Genomic DNA, 21,433 nt, shown 5'->3' with positions numbered 1-21,433 from the left:
ATGCAGAAGGCGCTAGGCGCTATTTAACGGGCAAAGTACTCGGTCCGCTCGGTCTGCGCGCTGAATTGATACGATTACCCAATTTGCGCCTCCCGTAGGTGCTACGTAACCTACCGTGCACACCACTTGGCCCGCAGCTATCGGCGGCTACCTCCTTTTGACTTCCCGCTGGCATGGCACTTGATAAATTATCCGACAGCTGGCTGTTTCAGCAACATTCCCGCGCCACCATCAAAGAGTGGGTAAATCAGCTGCGGTACTTCTGCTTTATCCGGGCCTGGGGCGGGCACGCCAACGACGGCGACGAGTTCAGAGCGCAGTTGCAGTACGCTGATCGGGCTGATTTGCTGGCTAAGCTGGGCCGCCTCGGCATCCACCCCAACCGGCTCCCGCCCGACTTTCCCCGCCCTGTTGTCGGCCAGGCTTACCCCGCGGCGGAGTTCAAACAGTTTAAGAGCGAAATTCGCCGGTTTCCGGACCTGGAGCAGCCGGGACACGTTGTGCTGTTCGGGTACCGGGTATTCATGTGGGTCACTGACTTCGCCATTCAGCTGTCCGTTTCGGGTACCCGCGACGACAACCGTTACGAGGTCACGGAAGACGACTTTCGCGCGTGCCGGGACCTGGAAAGGCACTTCGACGTCTTTGGTTGGCAGCAGGCTCTTGACCGGACCATGCAGCAAAGCGTGTGCTGCATTTCCCGGACCAGGTACCCGGAGCTGTACGGCTAGGCAAGTGCTGCACTTAAAGCTCATTCTTATCATTCGCTGAAACCAAGCCTGAGCAGCTATGGCTACAACCACGTTGCGCATTACAAACCTCTAACCGGTCCGATAACCAGCTGCGTTAGCTGACATAATGCCACCGTAGTGTTGTTACCAAAGTAGCCCAGCCAAACCAAGAAGAATTACCCTAAGTGATTACTTTCGGCTACTCAGATATCAAACAAGACTCTATGGAAACTGTAAAGACCATCTTCGACCGAACAATAACGCAAGCCATAAAACTTAAATTAGGCCTAGACATTTACGAATATATTATCAATGATAAAAATTCAAACTTCGTAAACTTTGAAGCAGAATTGGACGTCGATTATCCAATCAAGGGAACCGAAGTTAGATTCAGCGCCGAAATTTTTTCAAAATGGCGTAATCCCTATAACAACGACCTGATTGTAGACACTCAAAAAGATTTAGCAAGTACAGATATAACAAGCGAACTTTCAGCCGAACCTTTTCGACATAAAGAAATGATATTTATATATCTATTCACTCTACTTGAAGATTTTGGAAACTCATTAGTTGAAAAAGTAAATAACACCTACTACACTGGAGTAATTCAAGATGGGAAGTCTTGGCATAGTAAAGTAAATAAGCATGCCAAAAACGACGGACGAGATTTAGTAGCCGGCTTTGGCCTACCTTTTAACTTACAGCGTTCAGACATCGACGAAAAGTTTGTAGACCTTCTCTATGAGCTTAAGCAAAAAAGGAACAGCATTGCCCACGAACTAAAGTATCCAGATATCCACAGTTTCAAAGACGATATTAAATCTTTAATCGTTATAATATGTTATTTATATCACATAAATGATATAACAAAATCCCCAGTAAAAATTTATCCCTGGTATGACTACGACCAAGACTAATTACTCGTAGCAGTATTTACTGCTCAGTTATATCAATTCAAAATCACGACATATCCTGAAGTCCCTTAAATACAAAGTCCTGAGCCTCTTTTTAATTACCCCTGCTGGCTTTGAATAGCGGTAATGACCACCGTGTTGAACACGTCGTCGACGGTGCAGCCGCGGCTTAGGTCATTCACCGGCTTGTTCAGCCCCTGCAGCACCGGGCCAATGGCCAGGGCGCCTGTTTCGCGTTGCACGGCCTTGTAGGTGTTGTTGCCGGTATTCAGGTCGGGGAAGATGAGCACACTGGCCTGGCCCGCTACGGCCGAGCCGGGCAGCTTCTGCTGACCCACCAGCGGGTCCACGGCAGCGTCGTACTGAATGGGGCCTTCCACGGGCAAATCAGGACGCAGCTGGCGTACCAGCTCGGTGGCGCGGCGCACCTTGTCTACTTCGGCACCCTCGCCGGAGGTGCCCGAGGAATACGAGAGCATAGCCACGCGCGGGGCCACGCCGAAGCGCTGAGCGCTTTCGGCCGAGGAAATGGCAATTTCGGCCAGCTGCTCGGCCGTGGGGTTGGGGTTCACGGCGCAGTCGCCGAACACGGCCACGCGGTCGGGCAGGCACATGAAAAACACCGACGACACGAGCGAGATGCCCGGCTTGGTTTTGATGAACTGCAGGGCCGGCCGGATGGTGTGCTGGGTAGTGTGCACCGCCCCCGACACCATGCCGTCGGCGTGGCCCTTGTACACCATCATCGAGCCAAAATACGACACGTCGCGCAGCAGGTCGCGGGCCATGTCCTCGTTCACGCCCTTGCTCTTACGCAGCTCATAAAAGGTCTGCACGTAGTCGGCGTAGTACTCGGAGTGCACCGGATCGATGACGCGCAAATGGCCTAGCGGCAGGTTTAGGCCCAGGCGCTTGGCCGAGGCGGCCACTTCGGCTTCGTTGCCCAGGATGGTCAGGTCCACCACGTCCTGCTGCAGGAGCAGCGCCGCGGCGCGCAGAATCCGGTCGTCGTTGCCTTCGGGCAGCACAATGTGGCGGCGCTGCTGCTTGGCCCACTGCATCAGCCGGTACTGGAACATGTGCGGCGTGATGCCCTCCGACTGGTAGCTGGCCAGCTGCTGGTCCAGGGCCGGCACGTCGACGTAGCGCTCAAACGTGTGAATGGCCAGCTGCACCTTCTGCGGGTTGTCGGCCGAGATGCGCGACTTGACGGCCGCCAGCCGGGCGCTGGTTTCAAACGTGCCGGTGGACACGGCCAGGATGGGCATCACGCCCTGCAAGCCGCGCAGCAGCCGCAGAATGGGCTCTTCGGGCTGCCAGCCGGCCGTGAGCACCACGCCGGCCACCTTGGGGTAGCTGGCCGATACGTTGGCCTGCACGGCGCAGATGACGATGTCGCCCCGGTCGCCGGGCGTCACGATGACCACGTTTTCCTTGAGGTAGTTCAGGAAGTTGGGCACCTGCATGGCGCCGGTCACGAAGTTGTCGACCTGATTGGCCAGCAAGTCCTCCCCAAACAGCAGCTTGCCGCCCAGCGCCGCATGAATCTCGCGCATCGTGGGGTTGAGCAGGGCTTTGTCTTCAGGAATTACCGACAGGCCGATTTCGGCCGGCAGCTGGGCCCGCAGCAGTTGCTGCGCGTCGGCTACTTGCGCGGGCGCCACCTTATTGGCCACTACCGTGAGCACCGGCACCTCCCGCGCCTCGAAGCCGCGCAGGGCCGTGAGCGTGCTGCTGACCACCTGCGCCGTGGTTTTGCCCTCGCCCGATACCACCAGCAGCACCGGCACGCCCAGGTTTTTGGCAATGGTCACGTTCAGATCGAACTCGAAAGCGGTGCCCTGGCCCACGAAGTCGGTGCCTTCCACCACCACAAAATCGTGCTGCTCCTCCAGCTGCTTGTAGCGCCGGATGACGGTATCAATCATTTCGCCCTGGCGCTCGGTTTCCATCAGGCGCAGCACCTCCGGTCCGGTGTAGGCGAAGGTGTCCTCGTAGGCGGTGGGCAGCTGGAAGTAGCGGAGCACCGTGTCGATGTGCGCGTCGCGCTGCTCCTGGGGGCCGGTATTGATGATGGGCTTGAAGTAGCCTACTTTCTGGGCTTTGCTCAGCAGCATGTTCACTAAGCCCAGCGTAACAAGGGATTTGCCGCTGTAGGGTTCGGCCGAGGCGATAAAGACGGTTTTGGTCATACCGGAGGGGTGGTTCGGGTGACAGCAGAATAACTACCGAAGGCAGATATCGGCTGTAACTACGCAAAGTTTTCCGGCGCGGGCGAGCTGATTCTGCTCAGCTTTTCACCTAGCCGGTGACTGTCAACGAGCTATGCTGCCTAAGCTAAGTTCAAAAGCTAAGGCCAAAGCTAGTTCCCCTCCTCAGCTGAGGAGGAGCTAGGGGTGGTTGGCCAATCGTTGGGGTGATTTCTAATCCTAGACTTCTAACTCTAATTTTTCAACCACCCCCAACCCCTCCTCAGCTGAGGAGGGGAGCTAGCTCTAGCACAACAAAAAGCCCCAACCATTTGCATGGTCGGGGCTTTTTCATGGGAAGCGCAGTACTAGCTACCGCGCCTGCCGCTGGCGCTCCACGATGGAGCGGCCCAGGGTGATTTCGTCGGCGTACTCCAGCTCGCCGCCGACGGGAATGCCGCGGGCAATGCTGCTGATGTGCACCTCCGGAAACTCGCGCAGGCGGCGCGTGAGGTAGAAGGCCGTGGTGTCGCCCTCCATGGTGGGGCTGATGGCCAGGATAACTTCTTTGACTTCGCTTTCCTCCACTTTCACGCGCTCCACCAAGGGCTCGATGTGCAAATCGGCCGGGCCGATGCCTTCGATGGGTGAAATCACGCCGCCGAGCACGTGGTACACGCCCTGGAACTGCCCGGTGTTTTCGATGGCAATAACATCGCGGATATCCGACACGACGCAGACGGTGCTATGGTCGCGCAAGGGATTGGCGCAGATGGAGCACTGCTCGGTATCGGAGATGTTGTGGCAGGTCTGGCAGTAACGGATGTCGAAACGCATCTTGGCCAGTGCTTCGGCCAGGTTGCTGGTGGTATCGGTTTCGGCCTTGAGCAGGTGCAAAGCCAGGCGCAAAGCGGTTTTGCGCCCGATACCGGGCAGCTTGGCCAGCTCGGCCACGGCGTTTTCGATGAGTTTGGAGGGAAATTCCATTCGGATCTATAACAACAAAACTGTCATCCAGAGGCGCCAGCCTAAGGACCTTCAGCCGTCGGAACGGCATACGTCAGATAACACTTTTCTGACGCTGAAAGGTCCTTCGCGGGGCTCAGGATGACAGATGATTTTGGCGGCGCCGGGCTATACCACGTCGGCCGAAATGCCGCGGTCGTGGATGGCGGTGCACATGGGCTCCAGCTCCTCGTACGAGCCAACTTTCACCGTGCACTGACCCTTATGGTGGATGAGCAGCGTGCACTGCTCGGCCTGCATGGGCTCGTGCTGGCACACGTCGATGAGGGTCTGGATGACGTGGTCGAAGGTATTCACGTCGTCGTTGTAGACGACGAGGTCACGCAGGTCGGTGGTTTCCTCCAACAACAGAACGTCCTCGTCGTGTGCAATCTGCGGGTTGGTATTCATGGCGGTAAAGGTACGGATTCGGGCGCTAGGTTGTCTGCTCGCAAAAGGCACCCCTTAACACATCCGGTGCGGGGATAGTTGCCGCCCGGGTGGGGAATTTGTACCGGGGCGGGTCTGTTGAATCCGGCGTAAATTCCCGACGCCAATCCGTGTGGCCCACTCCCCTTTCCTGCTTCTCGTTCCTATGTCCCTGACGCTTCGGCAGCTTGCCCTTCCCGCTTTGCTTTTCGCCCTGGCCGGCGCCCCTACTGCCACATTGCGCGCCCAGCAGCAGCAGCTGAGCGTGGAAGACGCCTTCCGCAACCCTGCGCTCAACCCCGCCAACCTCAAGCAGCTCGCCTGGATTCCGGGCTCCAAGGACGAGTTCAGCTACCTGCGCACTGAGAACGGCCAGGATGCGCTGGTGCGCGGCCGCGCTGCGGGCGGCCCTGTGCAGCCCGTGGTGAGCATGGCCAATCTGTACAAAGCCCTGCAGGCTGCCGGCGCCCCTACGCTGAAAGCCACGGCATTTCCGCAGGTGCAATGGACCGGCCCCGACGCCTTCCTGGTGACCATGCCCAGCCGGGAGGTGTTTCGCTACTCCACCACTGATGGCAAGGCCTCGAAGCTCTTCGGCTACCAGACCGGCGCCGACAACGTGGACTTCGACCCGACCAAAACGCGCGTAGCCTACACCAAGGCGCAGAACCTGTTCATCAGCCGCGGCGGGCAGGAAAACGTGGCCGTGACCAACGAAACCAACCCGGCCATCGTGAACGGGCAGGCGGCGCACCGCTCGGAGTTCGGCATCACCAAGGGCACCTTCTGGAGCCCCAAGGGCAACAAGCTGGCCTACTACCGCATGGACCAGACCATGGTGACTGACTACCCGCTGGTGGATATCAGCGAGGTGCCGGCCCAGGCGGCGCCCATCAAGTACCCCATGGCCGGTGACAAAAGCCACCAAGTGACGGTGGGCGTGTTCGACGTGGCCTCGGGCAAAACGGTGTTTTTGCAGACCGGTGAGCCGAAGGAGCAGTACCTGACCAACATCAGCTGGAGCCCGGACGAGCAGAGCATCTACGTGGCCGTGCTCAACCGCGACCAGAACCACATGTGGCTGCGGCAGTACGACGCCGCGACGGGCGCGCTGGTGAAGACCTTGTTTGAGGAAACCGACACCGAGTACGTGGAGCCCACGCACCCGCTGGAATTTGTGCCCGGCCACCCCGACCAGTTCGTGTGGCAGAGCGAGCGGAGCGGCTATAACCACCTTTACCTTTACAACACCAGCGGCAAGCTGCTGCGCCAGCTCACCCAGGGCAATTGGCTGGTGACCGACGTGCTCGGCTTCGACGCCAAGGGCAAGCAGCTCTACTACGCCAGCAACCAGGACGGTACCATTCAGCGCCAGCTCTACGCCGTGAGCCTCGGCGGGGGCAAGCCGCGGCGCATCAGCAGCACGGCCGGCACGCACGCGGGCACGCTCAGCCCCTCCGGCGAGGCGTTGCTCGACAGCTACAGCAGCCAGACCACGCCGCGCACCATTTCGGTGGTGGGCACCAAGGACGGCAAGAGCCAGCAACAACTGCTCAGCGCTCCGAACCCGCTCAGCAACTACCGCCTGGGCCAGACCAAGGTATTCCCGCTCAAGGCCGCCGACGGACAAACCGACCTGTACGCCCGCATCATCACCCCGCCCGGCTTCGACCCGAACAAGAAATACCCGGCCGTGATTTACGTGTACGGCGGCCCGCACGTGCAGCTCGTCACCGACTCCTGGCTGGGCGGCGGCAACCTGTGGATGCAGATGATGGCCGAAAAAGGCTACGTGGTATTCACCATCGATTCGCGCGGCTCTGGCAACCGCGGGCTGCCTTTTGAGCAGGCCACTTTCCGCCAGTTGGGCACGCAGGAGCTGGCCGATCAGCTCAAGGGCGTTGATTACCTTAAGTCGCTGCCTTACGTGGATGCCCAGCGCATCGGGGTGCACGGCTGGAGCTTCGGCGGCTTCATGACCACGACCATGCTCACGCGCGCCCCGCAGGGCACGTTCAAGGTGGGCGTGGCCGGCGGCCCGGTTATCGACTGGCGCATGTACGAGGTGATGTACACGGAGCGCTACATGGACACGCCCGAGCAGAACCCCGAGGGTTACCAGAAAGCCAACCTGCTCAACTACGCGGAAAACCTGAAGGCCCCGCTGCTGATGATTCACGGCACCATCGACGACGTGGTGGTGTGGCAGCACAGCCTGAAGTACCTCAAAAACGCCGTGGACAAAGGCGTGCAACTGGACTACTTCGTATACCCCGGCCACCCGCACAACGTGGGCGGCAAGGACCGCGTGCACCTTTACACCAAGATTACCAACTACCTGGACCAGTACCTGAAGCCCGAAGCCCCGGCCGCAGGTGCCAGCAGCAACGGCCAGTAGTTAGGTTCGTTGGCCAGATGAACGTCATGCCGAGCGCAGCCGAGGCATCTCGCATGCTATGTCCGATAGTAACCGCATCGTGCAACGAGAAGAATAGTCCCCGAGCGAGATGTCTCGACAAGCTCGACATGACGTTCTAACGACGCCGCGCCTCCCTCCCTCCTCATTCCTCATTCTTCCTTCAACCCAAGAATGCCTGCCCCTTCCTCCGACTTCAAGCGCGCCCTCAAACTGCTTTCTGACAAGGAAAAGGAAGACCTGCTGCTCAAGGCCGTGCGCCGCGACGCGGAGCTCTATGACCTGGTGCGCTACGAAATCCTGCCCGACGTGGACCTGCGCACGGTGCAGGACGAGCACGCCGAGCGCATTGCGGAGCTGCTGCAGAAAGCCAACGGGCGGGTGATGAACCGCGCCTTGTCCCGGGCTCTGGGCAAAGCCGCCAAGGAAGTGGCCCGCGCCAAGCGCATCACCAAGGACAAGCGCCTGGAAGTCGACCTGAACCTGTACGTATTGCGCCTCGTGCTCGATGAGTACCAGAACTACTTCGACGGCTACTTCCACCTGTTTTACATGGCTACGGTGCGCTTTCTGGTGCGCACGGCCAAGCTCATTCCGAAGCTGCACGAGGACCTGTGGCTGGAATACAAGCCCGAGTTCGACGAAATCCTGGGCACGCTCCGCGCCCACGACAAGCACCGGCAGCTGCGCTACCCCCTGCCCCCGGAGCTGGAGCTACCGCATTAACCACCTGTTATTTCGTCAATGAACCCACGTATATTTCCCTGGGTTGCGCTTCCGCTGATTAGCGCAGCTTGCTCGCAATCGGCTACCGAAAAACCGGCCACTACCCCCACCGAAATAGAGGCTCAGCGCCAGAAAGCCGCGCAGGAATTCCGCCTGGAATACTCCAACCCCGCGCGCCTCGACAGCCTTAGCACCTATCAGTACCAGCTCGTGGGCCTTGCCGGCCAGCAAGGCCGCTCCTCGTCGCGCCTCGACAGCTACGGCAGCTCTTACAGCAGCGAGTCTTACGAGAGTGGCAGCAACTTCAACATAGCCTTCTTCCACCCCGACGGCACCGACGCGCACCTACTGTTGCCTCACAGTCGCTTCCGCATCACGGATTTCGACGCCAAGCTATGGCCTCAGGCCCGGACGCCGTACCTGTTCTATAACATCATCACCGCCGATACCAACCACGACGGACGGCAGGACTCCGACGACGCGGAAGCGCTGTTTGCCTCTGACCGCGAGGGGCGCCACCTGTGGCAAGTCACACCCGACTCAACGTATTTATTAAGCTGGAAAACCCTGGAGCCGCACTATTTGGTAGTCCAGCTGCGGTTCTACTCGGCCCGCTTTGCCCACTCCAGCACTGCGGATGCCATTCAGTGGCTGCGCTACGATCTGCGCACTCTGCATGCCCCGCCGGTTCCCCTGCTTCCTGCGGCCATGCAGAAAACCCTGCAGCAACACCTCATCGACCGCCGCCTGCAGTTGCCCAACGAGGGGTAGGCCCCTGATAGCAACAAACCGCCCCTTCACCACTGCGGTGAAGGGGCGGTTTGTTGCTTTTGGTCCGGTCAGGGACTAGTAGTTGCGGCAATTACTGCTTGGCAATGACGTTGAAGCTCAGCGTGAAGTTGTCTTCGATGGCTTTGTCGGCGGCAGCGCCGAACAGCGTCGAGCCGTACTTCACGTCGTACTTGGTGCGGTCCACGGTGGCTACGCCCGAGGCCGAGGCCACGCCGTCTTTCACGCCTACTTTGGCGGGGAAGGTCACCGGGTTCGTCTTGCCTTTGATGCTCAGGTTGCCCGTGATTTGGGCGTTGTTGCCTTGCGCGTCGGGCTTGATGTTCTTGATGTTGGTGATGACGAAGGTCGCGGTCGGGTTCTTGTCCACAGCGAAGAAGTCGTCATTCTTCAGGTGGCCCACCAGTTTGCCGTTCCACTCCGGGTCGGTCAGGTCAGCTACCTTGATGGTGCTCATGTCGAAGGCGAAGGTGCCGCCCACGATTTGGTTGCCCTTCACTTGCACGGCGCCGTCTTTCACGGAGATGGTGCCGTTGTGCTGGCCACCTACTTTCTTGCCCACCCAGCCGAGGGTGCTCAGCTGCGGCTGCACGGCGTAGGAAGCGGCGGTAGCCTTACCCGGCTTGGCGGCAGCGGTTTCCTTGGCACCGAATTTTTGTTGAGCGTGAGCCGGAGCAGCAAACAGGGCGCCAGCAACGAGCAGGGGCAGGATGAATTTTTTCATGGTCTTTAAAACGGTGTGAGAGTCGAGGTTAAGTTGGCTGATGAGAGGTCCGTCAGCTGCGGATTTTATCGAGCAGGTCACTCAGCTGAGTGGCTTCTTCTTCGGTGAGGTTTTGCAAGCCCTGGCTCTGGCTGTCGGCCAGGCTTTCGGTTTCGCGCAGCAGCTCCAGGCCAGCCTCGGTGATGCGGATGTCCACGGCCCGGCGGTTGCTCGGGCAGATCTGGCGCGTCACCAGGTGCTTGGCTTCCAGCTTATCCACGATGCGCGAGGCGTTGCTGGTCTTATCAAGCATGCGCTCGATAAGCAGGTTGACGGTGGCCGGCTTGGGGTGCTGGCCGCGCAGAATACGCAGCACGTTGTACTGCGGCAGGGTCAGGCTGTAGGGCTTGAAAGCCGAAGCCAAGCGCTGCTGCAGCCAGCCCGAGGTAAACACCACGTTCAGGTGGGCTTTCTGGTAAGCGTTTTTGAAGGCGCGCTGCTGAATTTCGTCTTCGAGCTTCATGGGTGATTCGAACTACGCTGCAAATATATGTACATACATTATATGTCACAACATTAGTTCCACGCTTTTTTTCAAAAGCCCTTGCTTCTACCCTTTCGTCGGTGTTTGCCGTATGCAAACCCGCTCCCTACACAAACCACACCAACTGCCTCCCCTATGAAGTTGTTTGCCGGCTTTCTGGTTCTGGCCGCCACCGCCCTCACGGCTCCGCTGGCCGTGGCCCAATCCGCCAAAGGCAAAGCGACGCCCGCCGAAACGCGCACGGAATTGCAAAACGGCGACCAGTTTGTGATGCTGAACGGCGCCGTGGTAAAGCGCCGCAACGGGCAAACCAGCGGCCTAAGCCAGAACGTGCGCCTGCCCAACGGCACCAAGGTGAACGTGAAGAGCGGCATCGTGGAGCTGCCCACGGGCAAGATCATCACGCTGACCGAGGGCGACTACGTGACGGCCGATGGCAGCGTGAACTACGCTACGCCGCAGAGCGCGGCCGCCGCACGTGGCGAAACCGCCCCCGCCGACGCGCAGTTCGATAAAGTGCTGGACCGCGGCGCCACCCCCACGCCTGCCAGCGTAGATGCCCGCATGACCGAGCTCAACCGCCGCGTCGATCTGATGGCGCAAAAGATTCAGTTGCTCAACCAGAAGATTTCCCTGCTCAGCCCAGGCAACGCCAAAGCCCCCGACACCAGCCAGCTAGACGGTCAGATTCGGGCGCTGGACGAGCAGTTGCGGGCGGTGCGGTAACGCAACTCAGAACGTCCTATCGAGCGCAGCCGAAACATCTCGCGCGCTTCGTTGAAAGACGAAAAAAGAACGTCCTATCGAGCGAAGTCGAGGAATCTCGCGTGTTGATGCGAGGAGTAACCTTCATTGAGGAATTATTCTCAGACGTCAGCACGCGAGATGCCTCGGCTGCGCTCGACATGACGCTCTGATTTTGTGCTGTCCTGCAGCGGTCAGCATCAATTCAGCACTGGTACTTGCGGCTGGACCATCAGGCGTCCGTCGGCTTCCGTCACCACGCCAAAAGGCTCGTGGCGCACGATCAGCAAGCCATCCAAATCACAGATTTCGCAGAGGCCGCTGACTTGCAGAGCTGACCAGATGCCCAGCGACGTTTCGACCATGCAGCCCACCATGGTACGCAGGCCGTGGGCGCGGGCTTCGTTGAGCAGCCGAATGCCGTTGAGGTAGCCGCCGGCTTTCATCAGCTTCATGTTCAGCACGTGGAACTGGCGGGCAATGTCGGCAAAGTCGGCCGCGTCGGTTACTGACTCGTCGGCGATGAGCGGCCAGGGGCTGCGCGGGCGCAGGTAGCGGTAATCGTCGGCGCAGGCGGCGGGCAGGGGCTGCTCCAGCAACTGCACGTTGAGGCGCGGTATGGCCTGCACTTCCTCGATAAAGCCTAGCAGGGCGTCCGCATCGGTCCAGGCCTCGTTGCCGTCGACGAGCACCGGGCGGCCGGGCAGCAGCCGGGCCACTTCACGCAGCAATTCGGCACCGGCGGCCTGATTGACCTTCACTTTCAGCAGTGGAAAGCGCGCCAAGCCGTGCCGCTCGATGAACGCCTGCACCGCGCCTGGCTCCATGATGGGCAGGGTAAAAGCCGTACCCACGGCCGGCAGCGGCGGGGGCACGCCCAGCAGCGCCGGTACCGATTGGCCGCGCCGCTGCGCTAGGTAGTGCACGTAAGCCGACTCGATAGCAAAGCGCAGCGCGTGGGCGGGCTGCGCGGCCTCCAGCAGCGCCGTCAGGTCGGGCAGCGCCTGCACCTGCTCCAGCCCGGCCCGCTGCAGCGCGGCAAACTGCTGCAGGAGCAGCTCAGGCGCCTCACCGTAGCGCACGTTAGGCGCGGCTTCGCCCCAGCCGGCTACCCCACCCGCGGTTTCCGCATCGCCCACCCGCACGAGCAGGTTGGTTTTGGCATCGGAGGCGTTGCGGGAAATCTTCCAGGTGAAGCGGAGCGGCAGCTCCAGCGGGCGAATGGACCAGTGTAGCATGATGGGTGGGCAGTAAGGCAAGAAGCAAACGGAAAACCGCCGGCCGAAGATGGGGCAAATCCTGTTCGCATAGAAATCAGCAGGGTTCGGCTAGCCAACCCCCAGTTGGCTCAAAAGCTCGTCTATTCAAACAATTTATAGTACTATTTAACCCCTTATTTGAACCAAGCCCCCTTTCCCACCAATTGCATGAAGACCATTTTACTATTTCTGGCTTTGCTGCTGGTCTTTTCGGCAAAGCTGATGGCCCCGAGGCACCCAGTCGGCGGGCTTTACTTCCTGGTTTACCGTCCGACACAACACCTTGGTAGTGCAAATGGGCACCAAAACGACGCCCGTCACCAAGAATGTGGTGCTGATCAACGGCACCCGGCTTGATTTCCAGACTCGCACGGCTCTGCTGCCAGGCGGCGGAAAAGTGGAATTGCACGAGGGCGACATGGTGACTTTGTACGGCGAGGTGCATCAGTCGGCCGAGGCCAAGGCGGCTACCAAAGCGCCAGCCGCACCGAGCGCATCGGCCCCCGCTGCCCCTACGGCTTCGGCAGCACCTACCGCAGCCCCGGCACTGTAGGCCGCAGCGCCCGCACCGGCTGCTAAAGCAGCGGCCTTTACGTTTCGGCCAGTAGCCCCGGCGGGCGGCAAGCTCAAGGCGTAGTGGAGCTCGGCGCCAGCGACTTCAACTCCTTTATCGTGCGCGTCGACGGGCTGAGAAACTGGCAGCTGGAAAAGTCGGAATTCGGTAATAGCCTGGTGATAGAAAACCTCGCTCCCGAAGAAGACATTCGCAAGGGCCTCAAAGCCTACATCGGCAAGATGCTGGATTACGGTGTCGGCGGCCGCGACATTCACTTCGTGGTCAGCTCTGGCGCGCTGGCAGCCCCAGGCACGCAGAAAATCATCCAGGAGCTGAAGGCCCTGAATTACGTAGTCATCAGCGTGACGGCGGAGCGCGAAGGCGCCCTGGGCTTGCGGGCCGCCGTGCCGGCCGCCTACGCCGACAAGGCCTTTCTAGCCGATATGGGCTCGGGCAACACCAAACTGGCCTGGCTGGAGCAGGGCACGGTTAAGTCGATTGAGACTTACGGCTCGAAGTTTTACGTGAAGAACACCGAGCCGGCCACCGTCGCCACGGAGGTGTAAACCAAGGCTCAACAAGTGCCGGCCGAGCTGCGCAGCACCTGCTTTATCATCGGGGGCATGCCCTACGAGTGGGCCAAGCCGCTGCGCCAGGGTCAAGATTACACCGTGCTGCAGGCCCCGGGCAGCTACGCCCAGCAAACGGGCGCCAAGGCCCAGGCCGGCGCCGTCATCTACCAAACCCTGGCCGACGCCACCGGCTGCAAGCAGTTCGTGTTCGACTGGGATGCCAACTTCACCATCGGCTACCTGCTGACGCTGCCCTAACGCTCGTTTTTTGCGAGCGGTTGGGCTGTGGCCCAATCGGCTATCTTTGCCGGACGCTGCCTTCCCCACCGGGCAGCGTCCGTTATTTTTCTCTGCTTATGAAGCTTTCCCGCTTTGCCGCGCCGGCGCTGGTCCTGCTGCTCGTGGCCGTGCTGCTGACCGCCTTGTCTCACTACGGAGTGCTGGCCCTGCCGCCGATGGTGCCGCTGGCTGCCCGCTGGGTAGCGCTGGTGGCCCTGATGGTATGGGCCGCCGGACGCCGCTCCCTTACCTTCTGGATTGTGGTGAGCATGCTGGTCGGCGCCGAAGCCGGGGCCGATTTTCCAGGTATTGCCCAGAACTTTAAGGTGTTGTCCGACATCTTCCTGCACCTGGTCAAGACCATCATTGCCCCGCTGGTATTCGCCACGCTGGTGGTCGGTATTGCCGGCCACGCCGACCTCAAGCAGGTGGGCCGCATGGGCGTGAAAGCCCTGGTGTACTTCGAAGTTGTCACCACTTTCGCGCTGTTCATCGGCTTGGCCGCCATCAACCTGACCAAGGCTGGCAAGCTGGACCCGGCCGTGCTGGCCGCCGCTCAGTCCGGCACCTCGGCTGCCGATGCCATTGCTACGGCGCCGAAGCAAACCGCTGCCGACATCATCCTACACATCTTCCCCGAGAACATTGCCAAATCGATAGCCGAAGGGCAGGTGCTGCAAGTGGTGGTGTTTGCCATCATTTTCGCTATTGGCCTGGCCATGGTACCCGAGAAGCACCGCCGCCCCATGCTGGCCTGGTCGGAAAGCCTGTCGGAGGTGATGTTCAAATTCACCAACGTGGTCATGTTCTTCGCTCCGCTGGGCGTGGGCGGCGCCATGGCTTATACGGTGGGTAAAATGGGCTTTGCCCCGCTGCTGAACGCGCTGCAGCTGCTGCTCACGCTCTACGGCGCCCTCATCGCCTTTGTGCTGCTCATCCTGCTGCCGGTGGCGCTGGTGGCGCGCATTCCGCTGAAGCGCTTCGTGCAGGCGGTGGCCGAGCCGGTGAGCATTGCTTTTGCCACTACGTCTTCGGAAGCCGCCTTGCCGCGGGCCATGGAAGCTATGGTGAGCATCGGGGTGCCGCGTCGGGTGGTGGCCTTCGTGATGCCTACGGGCTACTCCTTCAACCTTGATGGCACCACGCTGTACCTCTCGCTGGCCGCCATCTTCGTGGCCCAGGCCGCCGGCGTGGAGCTTACTTTTGGCCAGCAGCTGGTGATGGTCTTCACGCTGATGCTTACCTCCAAAGGCGTGGCTGGCGTGCCCCGCGCCTCACTGGTGATTCTGCTGGCCACCGTGGCTTCGTTCAACCTGCCTACATGGCCGGTGTTCATCATTCTCGGCATCGATGCGCTGATGGACATGGCGCGTACGGCCGTGAACGTGCTCGGCAACTGCCTGGCTTCGGCCGTCATTGCCCGCTGGGAAGGCGAGTTCGTCGACAATTACCAGCACTCGGAAATCACGGAGCTGTACGAGACGGAAGTAGAAACCGCCACGCCGCTGCACTAAGCGTACCCTGTTGTGCACAAGTTGTTGCAAACGCCCCGTTGGCTCACCGGCCGGCGGGGCGTTTGTATTTGGAGCCATCAGCTAATCAAGCAAACTCTTAAACATCATATTTTATTAATTCAACATTTATTTGCAATAAAATTATATTTACTTAGACCTCTGTTAGCCTGCTGCTGACCTCTGCTCTTGTCCCGCCCTAGCTGCTCGCGTTTTATGCTGCGTTCTTCTTCCTGCGTGCTCGTTGCGCTGCTTGTCATGAGCTTACTGGGCTGCAAATCGACTGATAAAGTGCTGTTTCAGCCTTCGCCCATGGCCTTGTCGAGCCGGCTGCCTTCGCTGGAAGTGCGGGTGGACAACGGCCCGCTGGACAGCAGCGAGGGCGCGCAGCCCGAGGACGCGCAGCAGCTCTTCGAACGCGAAGTGCACATGAACCTGACCGAGCCGGAGGACACGGCGCGCTTCGGTACCGCGGTGCTACAGGTGCAGCAGTGTCGCGTGGTGCGCCGCGGGCGGGTGCTGCAAGCCTTTCAGATGCTGACCTTTATGGCGCCTTCGGTGCTGGGCGTACCGCTGGAACACTACGAGGCCGAGCTGCAGGCTACGGTGCAGGTGCTCAATGCCAAGGGCAACATTCTGGGCACCTACAGCGGCCGGGGCACGTCGCGGGTGCGGGTGGCGCTGTACCACGGCTATTCCCAGACGCAAGCGCCGCGCCTGGCCGACGTGGCCGCGCTGCGCGAAGCCCTGGCCCAGATCAAGCCCCAGATGGAAGTAGACGCCGAACGGCTGCGCGCGGCGCTGCTGGCTACGGGCCCCATCGGCGGCCGGCACACCGAGGGAACCGGCAGCATTCCAGCTACACCTCCGGCCATTGCTCGCACCGGTCACTGATTTTGAGCCGGGGAGCCTACCCTCCGATAAAACGGCTGCAACTTTCCTCCTTCCCATGTTTCTTTGGCGCGCCGCCTCGGCAACGAGGCGGCGCGTTTGTCGTTTTTTCACCCTTGTTTTTGATATGAAACAGACGTTTCGGGCGCTGTGCGTAGCCGTAGCCATGCTGGCCGCAGGCGCCCCGGCCGCGCAGGCGCAACAAGCCGCAGCTACCAGCACGGCGGCTTTCCCTTACGCCATCGAGCAAAGTCAGCTGCCCAACGGGCTGAAGGTGGTGACTGTGCCCTACGCCTCGCCGGGCCTGGCCTCGGTGTTTCTGGTGGTGCGCGCCGGTTCGCGCGACGAAGTAGAGGCCGGCAAAACCGGCTTTGCGCACTTCTTCGAGCACGTGATGTTCCGCGGCACCGATAAGTACTCGAAAGAGCAGTACGACGAAGTGCTCAAGAGCCTCGGGGCTTCGGCCAACGCCAATACCTCGCTGGACCGCACCGTGTACCACATGACCGGCAACGCCCGCATGCTGGAGAAGATGTTTGAGGTGGAAGCCGACCGGTTTCAGAACCTGAAGTACTCCGAGCACGACTTCAAGACCGAAGCTGGGGCCGTGAAGGGCGAATACACCAAGAACTCGGCCTCGCTCTACACCCAGCTGAACGAGAAGGTGTCGGACGCGGCCTTCGACCAGCACACCTACGAGCACACCACCATGGGCTTCTTCAAGGACGTGGTGGACATGCCCAACCAGTACGAGTATTCGAAGGTGTTCTTCGACCGGTTTTACCGCCCCGAGTACACCACCCTGCTGGTAGTGGGCGACGTGAAAGCGGCCGACGTGAACCGTTTGGCGCAGCAGTACTTCAGCTTGTGGAAGCGCGGCTCCTACGTACCCAACATGAAGCAGGAAGCCGAGCAAACGGCCCCGCGCTACGTGCACATCCAGAACGCCAACTTCCCGCCCATGCTCAGCCTGAGCTACAAGGGCCCGGCCTTCTCCGACCAGAGCAAGGACCTGCCGGCGCTGGATATTCTGATGACTATGCTCTTCGCCGAAAACTCCGACCTCTACCAGCAGCTGGTGGTGAAGGAGCAGAAAGTGCGCTTCGTGGGCGGCTCACCCAACATGACCCGCGACCCGCACCTGACGAGCATCCGCGCCTCGGTGGTGAAGGCCGAGGACATTCCGTACGTGAAGCAGCGCATCGTGCAGGCGCTGGAAGACGCCAAGACCAAGCCGCTGGACGCCAAGAAGCTGGCCGACACCAAATCGGCGCTGAAGTACGGCAACCTGATGGACCTGGACGCGCCCGATAACATTGCCAACACCCTGGCCCAATTTATCTGGCTGACGGGTGATGTGCAGTCGGTGAACCGCTACCCCGCGCTCTACGACCAGGTAACGGCCCAGGACATTCAGGCTGCCGCCAAGAAATACTTCGTGCCCGAGCACCTGACGGTGGGCACCATCGGCCCGAAAGACACGGGCGGCGTGCAGTAAGCTGACTGCCGGTTATTTCTCTTGCTTTCGATTTTGCATTCCATGAAACAGTTTTTTCTCCGCGCGTCTCTCGGCCTGCTGCTGGGCGCGGCTACCATCATCGCCGCCCCGGCCCTGGCCGCCGACGTGGTGGAGCTCAAGCAGCCTAACGCCGCCAAAGTGGTGGTGATGCTGCGCTTCAACAACGGCTCGGCCTCCGACCCCAAGGGCAAGGAAGGCCTGGCTTACCTCACCTCGCAGCTGGTGACCGAAGGCGGCACCAAGGAGCTGACCGCCGCCCAGCTCAAGGACCTGCTCTACCCCATGGCCGCCCGCTACGGCGCCCGCACCGACAAGGAAGTCACGACTTACACCTTCGAGTTTCACCGCGACTTTATCGACAAGTTCTACCCCGTGCTCAAGGGCCTGATGCTCACGCCCTCGTTCACGCAGGAAGACTTTGCACGCCTGAAATCCAACCAGCTCAACTACGTGGAGCAGGTGATTCGGGCCTCGTCGGATGAGGACTACAGCAAGTTTGCGCTGGAAGACCAGCTGTTCCGCGGCACGCGCTACCAGCACATGACGCGCGGCACCGCCGCCGGCGTGCGCAGCATTACTCTCGACGACGTGAAGCAGTTCTACGCCAAGGCCTACGGCAAGAACAACCTGACCATCGGCATCACCGGCAACTACCCCGAGAGCTTCGTGCAGAAGCTCAAGAAGGATATGGACGCGCTGCCCACGGCCTCCATCAAGCCGGAAGTGCCCAAGCTGAGCCCGACCAAAGGCGTGCACGTGGAAATCGTGAGCAAGCCCGACGCGCTGGGCTCGGCGGTGTACGCCGGCTTCCCCATCGAAACGACGCGCGGCAAGGACGACTTCGCGGCGCTGATGGTGGCCAACTCCTACCTCGGGGAGCACCGCAAGAGCTACGGCAAGCTATACGACAAGATCCGCACCACCCGCTCGATGAACTACGGCGACTACAGCTACATCGAGTGGTACGAAGCCGGCGGCAACAACATGCTGCCCGTGCCCGGCGTGCCGCGCCACGCCAACTACGCCAGCATCTGGCTGCGCCCGGTGCAGATTGCCGAGGGCCTGCGCAAGCAGTACCCCACCGAGCTGGGCGACCTGAAAGTGGGCCACGCGCCCTTCGCGCTGCGCCTGGCCCTGCGCGAGATGGATGGCTTGGTGAAGAACGGCATGACGAAGGAAAACTTCGAGCTGACGCGCACCTTCCTGCGCTCCTACACCAAGCTCTACGGCCTGACGCCCGCCAAGCAGCTCGGCTTCCTGCTCGACTCCAAGTTTTACGGCCGCAAAGACTGGCTTTCGGAGCTCGACGGGCAGCTGGCCAAGCTTACCCTCGACGACGTGAACAAGGCCATCAAGAAGTACTGGCAGGTGCAGAATATGTACGTGACCGTGGTAACCGACGACAGCGAAGCCCAGCCCCTGGCCGATGTGCTGAAGAACAACACGCCCTCGCCCATGAGCTACGCCAAAGTGGTGCGCGAAGGCCTGCCGAAGGAAGTGGTAGCCGAGGACGCGCAGGTTGCCAGCTTCAAGGTGAACGTGACCGACGTTAAGGTGGTCGACACCAAGGACACGTTCAAATAGGCCTGGCTAACGGTAGCCTCGTACTGTCATTGCGAGGACGAAGGACGAAGCAATCCTTCCTCCAGTAGCACCGCCGACGCAATACCTACTACCCGAAAACGGCCCCGCCCGAAACCTGAGTTGCTGGTTTCGGGCGGGGCCGTTTTTTAGTTGCTGTCAGTTAAGCCGTTTGTGCCGCGAGAGGAACGATTGCTTCGCGTTGCTCGCAATGACAGTGGGGTGAACCATTACATGAAATATTCTCTCAGCCGTTAAACCCGGCAGTGTCTTCTTCCTCTATGTGAGCAGAAAACGAAAATCCACTTCCCTCCTCACATAGACATGAAAAACCATTCCTGGCTGAAAGCACTGGCCTTTGCCGCTGCCATCCTGCCCGCCACTGCAAGCCTGAGTTTCGCGCAAGTAGCCCCGACCGACAAGCCAGCCAGCCAGCCCTTCGGCCGGCACAGCCGCGGCAGCCACGCGAAAGGCAACGGCGAAGTGCGGGCCTACACGCAGCAGAATATCCTGCCCGTGGTGCGCCAGCAGCGTCAGAAGCTCGACGCGCAGATGAGCGCCGCCGATAAAACGCAGCTGGCTACTTACCGCTCCCAGCTGAAAACCCTGCGTGAGCAAGGCAAGACGCTGCGCCAGAGCCTGAAGCCCACCGCCGGCACCGCCCAGGGCCAGCGCCCGCCGCTGACCGACGCGCAGAAGCAACAACTGCAGCAGCTGCGCACCGAGCAACGCGCCGTGATGCAGAATGTGGCCCAGCTGGCCCAGAAGTACGACGCCCAGATCAACCAGCTGAAAGCCGAAGTGCAGCCCCAACGCACCCAGTGGGCAGCTGACATCAAAGCGCTGATGTTGAAAAACGCCACGCCCGAGCAGCAACAGAAGCTGCAGCAATGGCAGGAGAAGGGCGGCAAAGGCGGCCACCACGGCTTCGGTGGAATGAAACAGAATTTCTTCGGCCCGACGCGCTTCCTGCTGCTCGACCCGAACGCTCCGGCTCAGCCAGCTACACCTGAAAACGGCACGCGTGCGGCCCTGTACCCCAACCCCGCTTCGGCTGCCCAGCGCCTCACCTACGAGGTAAAAAAAGAAGGCAGCGTGAAAGTGGAGCTACTGGATGAGCGCGGCAAAACCGTGCGCACCGTGTTCGACGGCAAGCAGGACAAGGGCAGCCACTCGCTCGACGTGAACCTGGCAGACCTCAACCGCGGCACTTACTACTACAAAATCACGAGCAAAGGCAGCTCGGAAACCCGCCGCTTCGTGAAGGAATAACGGCCGGGCACACCCCGAACGCAGCCTGTATCAGTGGGCCCGCCGCTTCGTAAGCGGTGGGCCCACTATTTTTACGTTCCGCTCGTTAGCTGACGGTAGCTCCTGCCGTTACCCTGTTTTCCGTTTCCGATGAAGTTGTTTGCTGCCGCGTCGTTTAAGTCCTGGTTTTTCGCGCTGAGCTGCGCGGCCCTGTTTGCCGGCTGCTGCGGCTCGGTGGGCTGTAATTGCCAGGATTATCGCGCCGACGCCCTGTTTTTCCGCTTCAGCGCCGACTCGCTGACCAAGGGCTTCCGGGCCAACGAAGTCGACACGGTGCTCATCGTGCGCTCGGTGTACCCGCGCCGAGCCATTACTTCCCCCGGTCCGCCGCCCGTTTACGCCAAGCCCGACACGGCGCGCATCATCCGCCCGCGCGGTACGGCCCTGAGCACGCCCATCGTCATCGACAACAACGAGCCGTTTGCGGCGGTGAATGGCCGCAAGCTGGGCGCCGTCAACGCCGATTCCTCGTACCGCTACACCATTCTGCTGCCCAGCCGCGGGCCGGGCCGCCGCCCTTTGTCGCTGCCGAGCTACCTCGTCGATCAGGTGGGTCTCGATGGCAAGCAGGAAGCCGACGGCTGCTGCACCTGCTACCGCAACACGCGCAAGTCGTTCCGCGTCAAGCCCCTATCCAACAGCACGCAGGCCGAGCAGTCGGTCGATGCCACTGGTCAGACGCAAGCCGCGGCGTTTGTGCTGACGCGCTGAGGCGCCGACGTCCGCCGGGCGCGTGCCTGCGTATAAACCAGAGCTGCATTTCG

At 60.6% G+C, this 21,433-nt stretch carries 21 protein-coding genes; 15 read left to right on the top strand and 6 right to left on the bottom strand.

Going from position 1 to position 21,433, the window contains the following annotated elements; genetic code table 11:
• Positions 1-173: 173 nt before the first annotated feature.
• Both B0919_RS11540 and B0919_RS24735 read left to right on the top strand, forming a co-directional pair.
• Positions 174-731: a hypothetical protein gene (locus B0919_RS11540; protein WP_078012409.1), complete on the top strand. Its 558-nt coding sequence runs from the start codon at positions 174-176 to the stop codon at positions 729-731.
• 185 nt (positions 732-916) lie between these two features.
• On the top strand, positions 917-1,648 hold the full coding sequence (locus B0919_RS24735) for a hypothetical protein (protein WP_139362070.1): 732 nt from the start codon (positions 917-919) through the stop codon (positions 1,646-1,648).
• Positions 1,649-1,743: 95 nt separating this feature from the next.
• Here B0919_RS24735 and pta read toward each other — a convergent pair whose 3' ends face one another.
• The 3 genes from pta to B0919_RS11525 form a co-directional block, all read right to left on the bottom strand.
• On the bottom strand, positions 1,744-3,837 hold the full coding sequence (gene pta / locus B0919_RS11535) for a phosphate acetyltransferase (RefSeq protein ID WP_078012408.1): 2,094 nt from the start codon (positions 3,835-3,837) through the stop codon (positions 1,744-1,746).
• A gap of 369 nt (positions 3,838-4,206) precedes the next feature.
• The gene (gene recR, locus B0919_RS11530) at positions 4,207-4,821 is read right to left on the bottom strand and encodes a recombination mediator RecR (protein ID WP_078012407.1); all 615 of its coding nucleotides are present in this window, start codon (positions 4,819-4,821) and stop codon (positions 4,207-4,209) included.
• A 147-nt stretch (positions 4,822-4,968) separates the two neighbouring features.
• The gene (locus tag B0919_RS11525) at positions 4,969-5,250 is read right to left on the bottom strand and encodes an ATP-dependent Clp protease adaptor ClpS (protein WP_078012406.1); all 282 of its coding nucleotides are present in this window, start codon (positions 5,248-5,250) and stop codon (positions 4,969-4,971) included.
• 184 nt (positions 5,251-5,434) lie between these two features.
• Between B0919_RS11525 and B0919_RS11520 the strand changes: the two genes are divergently transcribed.
• From B0919_RS11520 to B0919_RS11510, 3 genes are all read left to right on the top strand, one after another.
• Positions 5,435-7,666: a S9 family peptidase gene (locus tag B0919_RS11520; RefSeq protein ID WP_078012405.1), complete on the top strand. Its 2,232-nt coding sequence runs from the start codon at positions 5,435-5,437 to the stop codon at positions 7,664-7,666.
• A 192-nt stretch (positions 7,667-7,858) separates the two neighbouring features.
• Positions 7,859-8,410, top strand: a complete 552-nt coding sequence (locus tag B0919_RS11515) for a hypothetical protein (RefSeq protein ID WP_078012404.1) — start codon at positions 7,859-7,861, stop codon at positions 8,408-8,410.
• An 18-nt stretch (positions 8,411-8,428) separates the two neighbouring features.
• A complete protein-coding gene (locus tag B0919_RS11510; protein ID WP_078012403.1) occupies positions 8,429-9,181 on the top strand; it encodes a hypothetical protein in 753 nt (250 codons plus the stop codon).
• Between the two features lie 91 nt (positions 9,182-9,272).
• On the opposite strand, the gene B0919_RS11505 is transcribed toward B0919_RS11510, so the two are convergent.
• Together B0919_RS11505 and B0919_RS11500 are read right to left on the bottom strand one after the other, a co-directional pair.
• Positions 9,273-9,923: a YceI family protein gene (locus B0919_RS11505; protein WP_078012402.1), complete on the bottom strand. Its 651-nt coding sequence runs from the start codon at positions 9,921-9,923 to the stop codon at positions 9,273-9,275.
• Positions 9,924-9,975: 52 nt separating this feature from the next.
• A complete protein-coding gene (locus tag B0919_RS11500) occupies positions 9,976-10,425 on the bottom strand; it encodes a MarR family winged helix-turn-helix transcriptional regulator (protein ID WP_078012401.1) in 450 nt (149 codons plus the stop codon).
• A 156-nt stretch (positions 10,426-10,581) separates the two neighbouring features.
• On the opposite strand from B0919_RS11500, the gene B0919_RS11495 reads away from it, so the two are divergent.
• A complete protein-coding gene (locus tag B0919_RS11495; RefSeq protein ID WP_078012400.1) occupies positions 10,582-11,172 on the top strand; it encodes a DUF6799 domain-containing protein in 591 nt (196 codons plus the stop codon).
• Between the two features lie 218 nt (positions 11,173-11,390).
• Here the strand turns inward: B0919_RS11495 and B0919_RS11490 are convergent, their stop codons facing one another.
• Positions 11,391-12,428 (bottom strand): dipeptide epimerase, encoded by a 1,038-nt coding sequence (locus tag B0919_RS11490; protein WP_078012399.1) that lies wholly within the window; start codon positions 12,426-12,428, stop codon positions 11,391-11,393.
• 316 nt (positions 12,429-12,744) lie between these two features.
• Between B0919_RS11490 and B0919_RS25225 the strand changes: the two genes are divergently transcribed.
• From B0919_RS25225 to B0919_RS11445, 9 genes are all read left to right on the top strand, one after another.
• Positions 12,745-13,002 carry a DUF6799 domain-containing protein gene (locus B0919_RS25225; protein WP_176133004.1) on the top strand — a complete coding sequence of 86 codons (258 nt, stop codon included), beginning with the start codon at positions 12,745-12,747 and terminating at the stop codon, positions 13,000-13,002.
• Positions 13,003-13,085: 83 nt separating this feature from the next.
• Complete coding sequence (locus B0919_RS11480; protein WP_078012397.1) at positions 13,086-13,571, top strand: hypothetical protein; 486 nt, start codon at positions 13,086-13,088, stop codon at positions 13,569-13,571.
• Between the two features lie 15 nt (positions 13,572-13,586).
• Positions 13,587-13,835: a hypothetical protein gene (locus B0919_RS11475; RefSeq protein WP_078012396.1), complete on the top strand. Its 249-nt coding sequence runs from the start codon at positions 13,587-13,589 to the stop codon at positions 13,833-13,835.
• 98 nt (positions 13,836-13,933) lie between these two features.
• The gene (locus B0919_RS11470; protein ID WP_078012395.1) at positions 13,934-15,370 is read left to right on the top strand and encodes a dicarboxylate/amino acid:cation symporter; all 1,437 of its coding nucleotides are present in this window, start codon (positions 13,934-13,936) and stop codon (positions 15,368-15,370) included.
• A gap of 213 nt (positions 15,371-15,583) precedes the next feature.
• Entirely contained in the window at positions 15,584-16,261 is a 678-nt protein-coding gene (locus B0919_RS11465) for a hypothetical protein (RefSeq protein ID WP_139362069.1), read from the top strand.
• Positions 16,262-16,385: 124 nt separating this feature from the next.
• Positions 16,386-17,756 carry a M16 family metallopeptidase gene (locus B0919_RS11460; RefSeq protein WP_176133003.1) on the top strand — a complete coding sequence of 457 codons (1,371 nt, stop codon included), beginning with the start codon at positions 16,386-16,388 and terminating at the stop codon, positions 17,754-17,756.
• Positions 17,757-17,798: 42 nt separating this feature from the next.
• Complete coding sequence (locus B0919_RS11455; RefSeq protein ID WP_078012392.1) at positions 17,799-19,361, top strand: M16 family metallopeptidase; 1,563 nt, start codon at positions 17,799-17,801, stop codon at positions 19,359-19,361.
• 321 nt (positions 19,362-19,682) lie between these two features.
• A complete protein-coding gene (locus tag B0919_RS11450) occupies positions 19,683-20,630 on the top strand; it encodes a T9SS type A sorting domain-containing protein (RefSeq protein ID WP_078012391.1) in 948 nt (315 codons plus the stop codon).
• A gap of 129 nt (positions 20,631-20,759) precedes the next feature.
• Positions 20,760-21,380 (top strand): hypothetical protein, encoded by a 621-nt coding sequence (locus B0919_RS11445; RefSeq protein ID WP_078012390.1) that lies wholly within the window; start codon positions 20,760-20,762, stop codon positions 21,378-21,380.
• Positions 21,381-21,433: the final 53 nt, after the last annotated feature.

This window comes from Hymenobacter sp. CRA2, from assembly GCF_002007105.1.
Lineage (GTDB): Bacteria > Bacteroidota > Bacteroidia > Cytophagales > Hymenobacteraceae > Solirubrum.
This window is presented reverse-complemented; position numbering and strand designations above follow the sequence as displayed.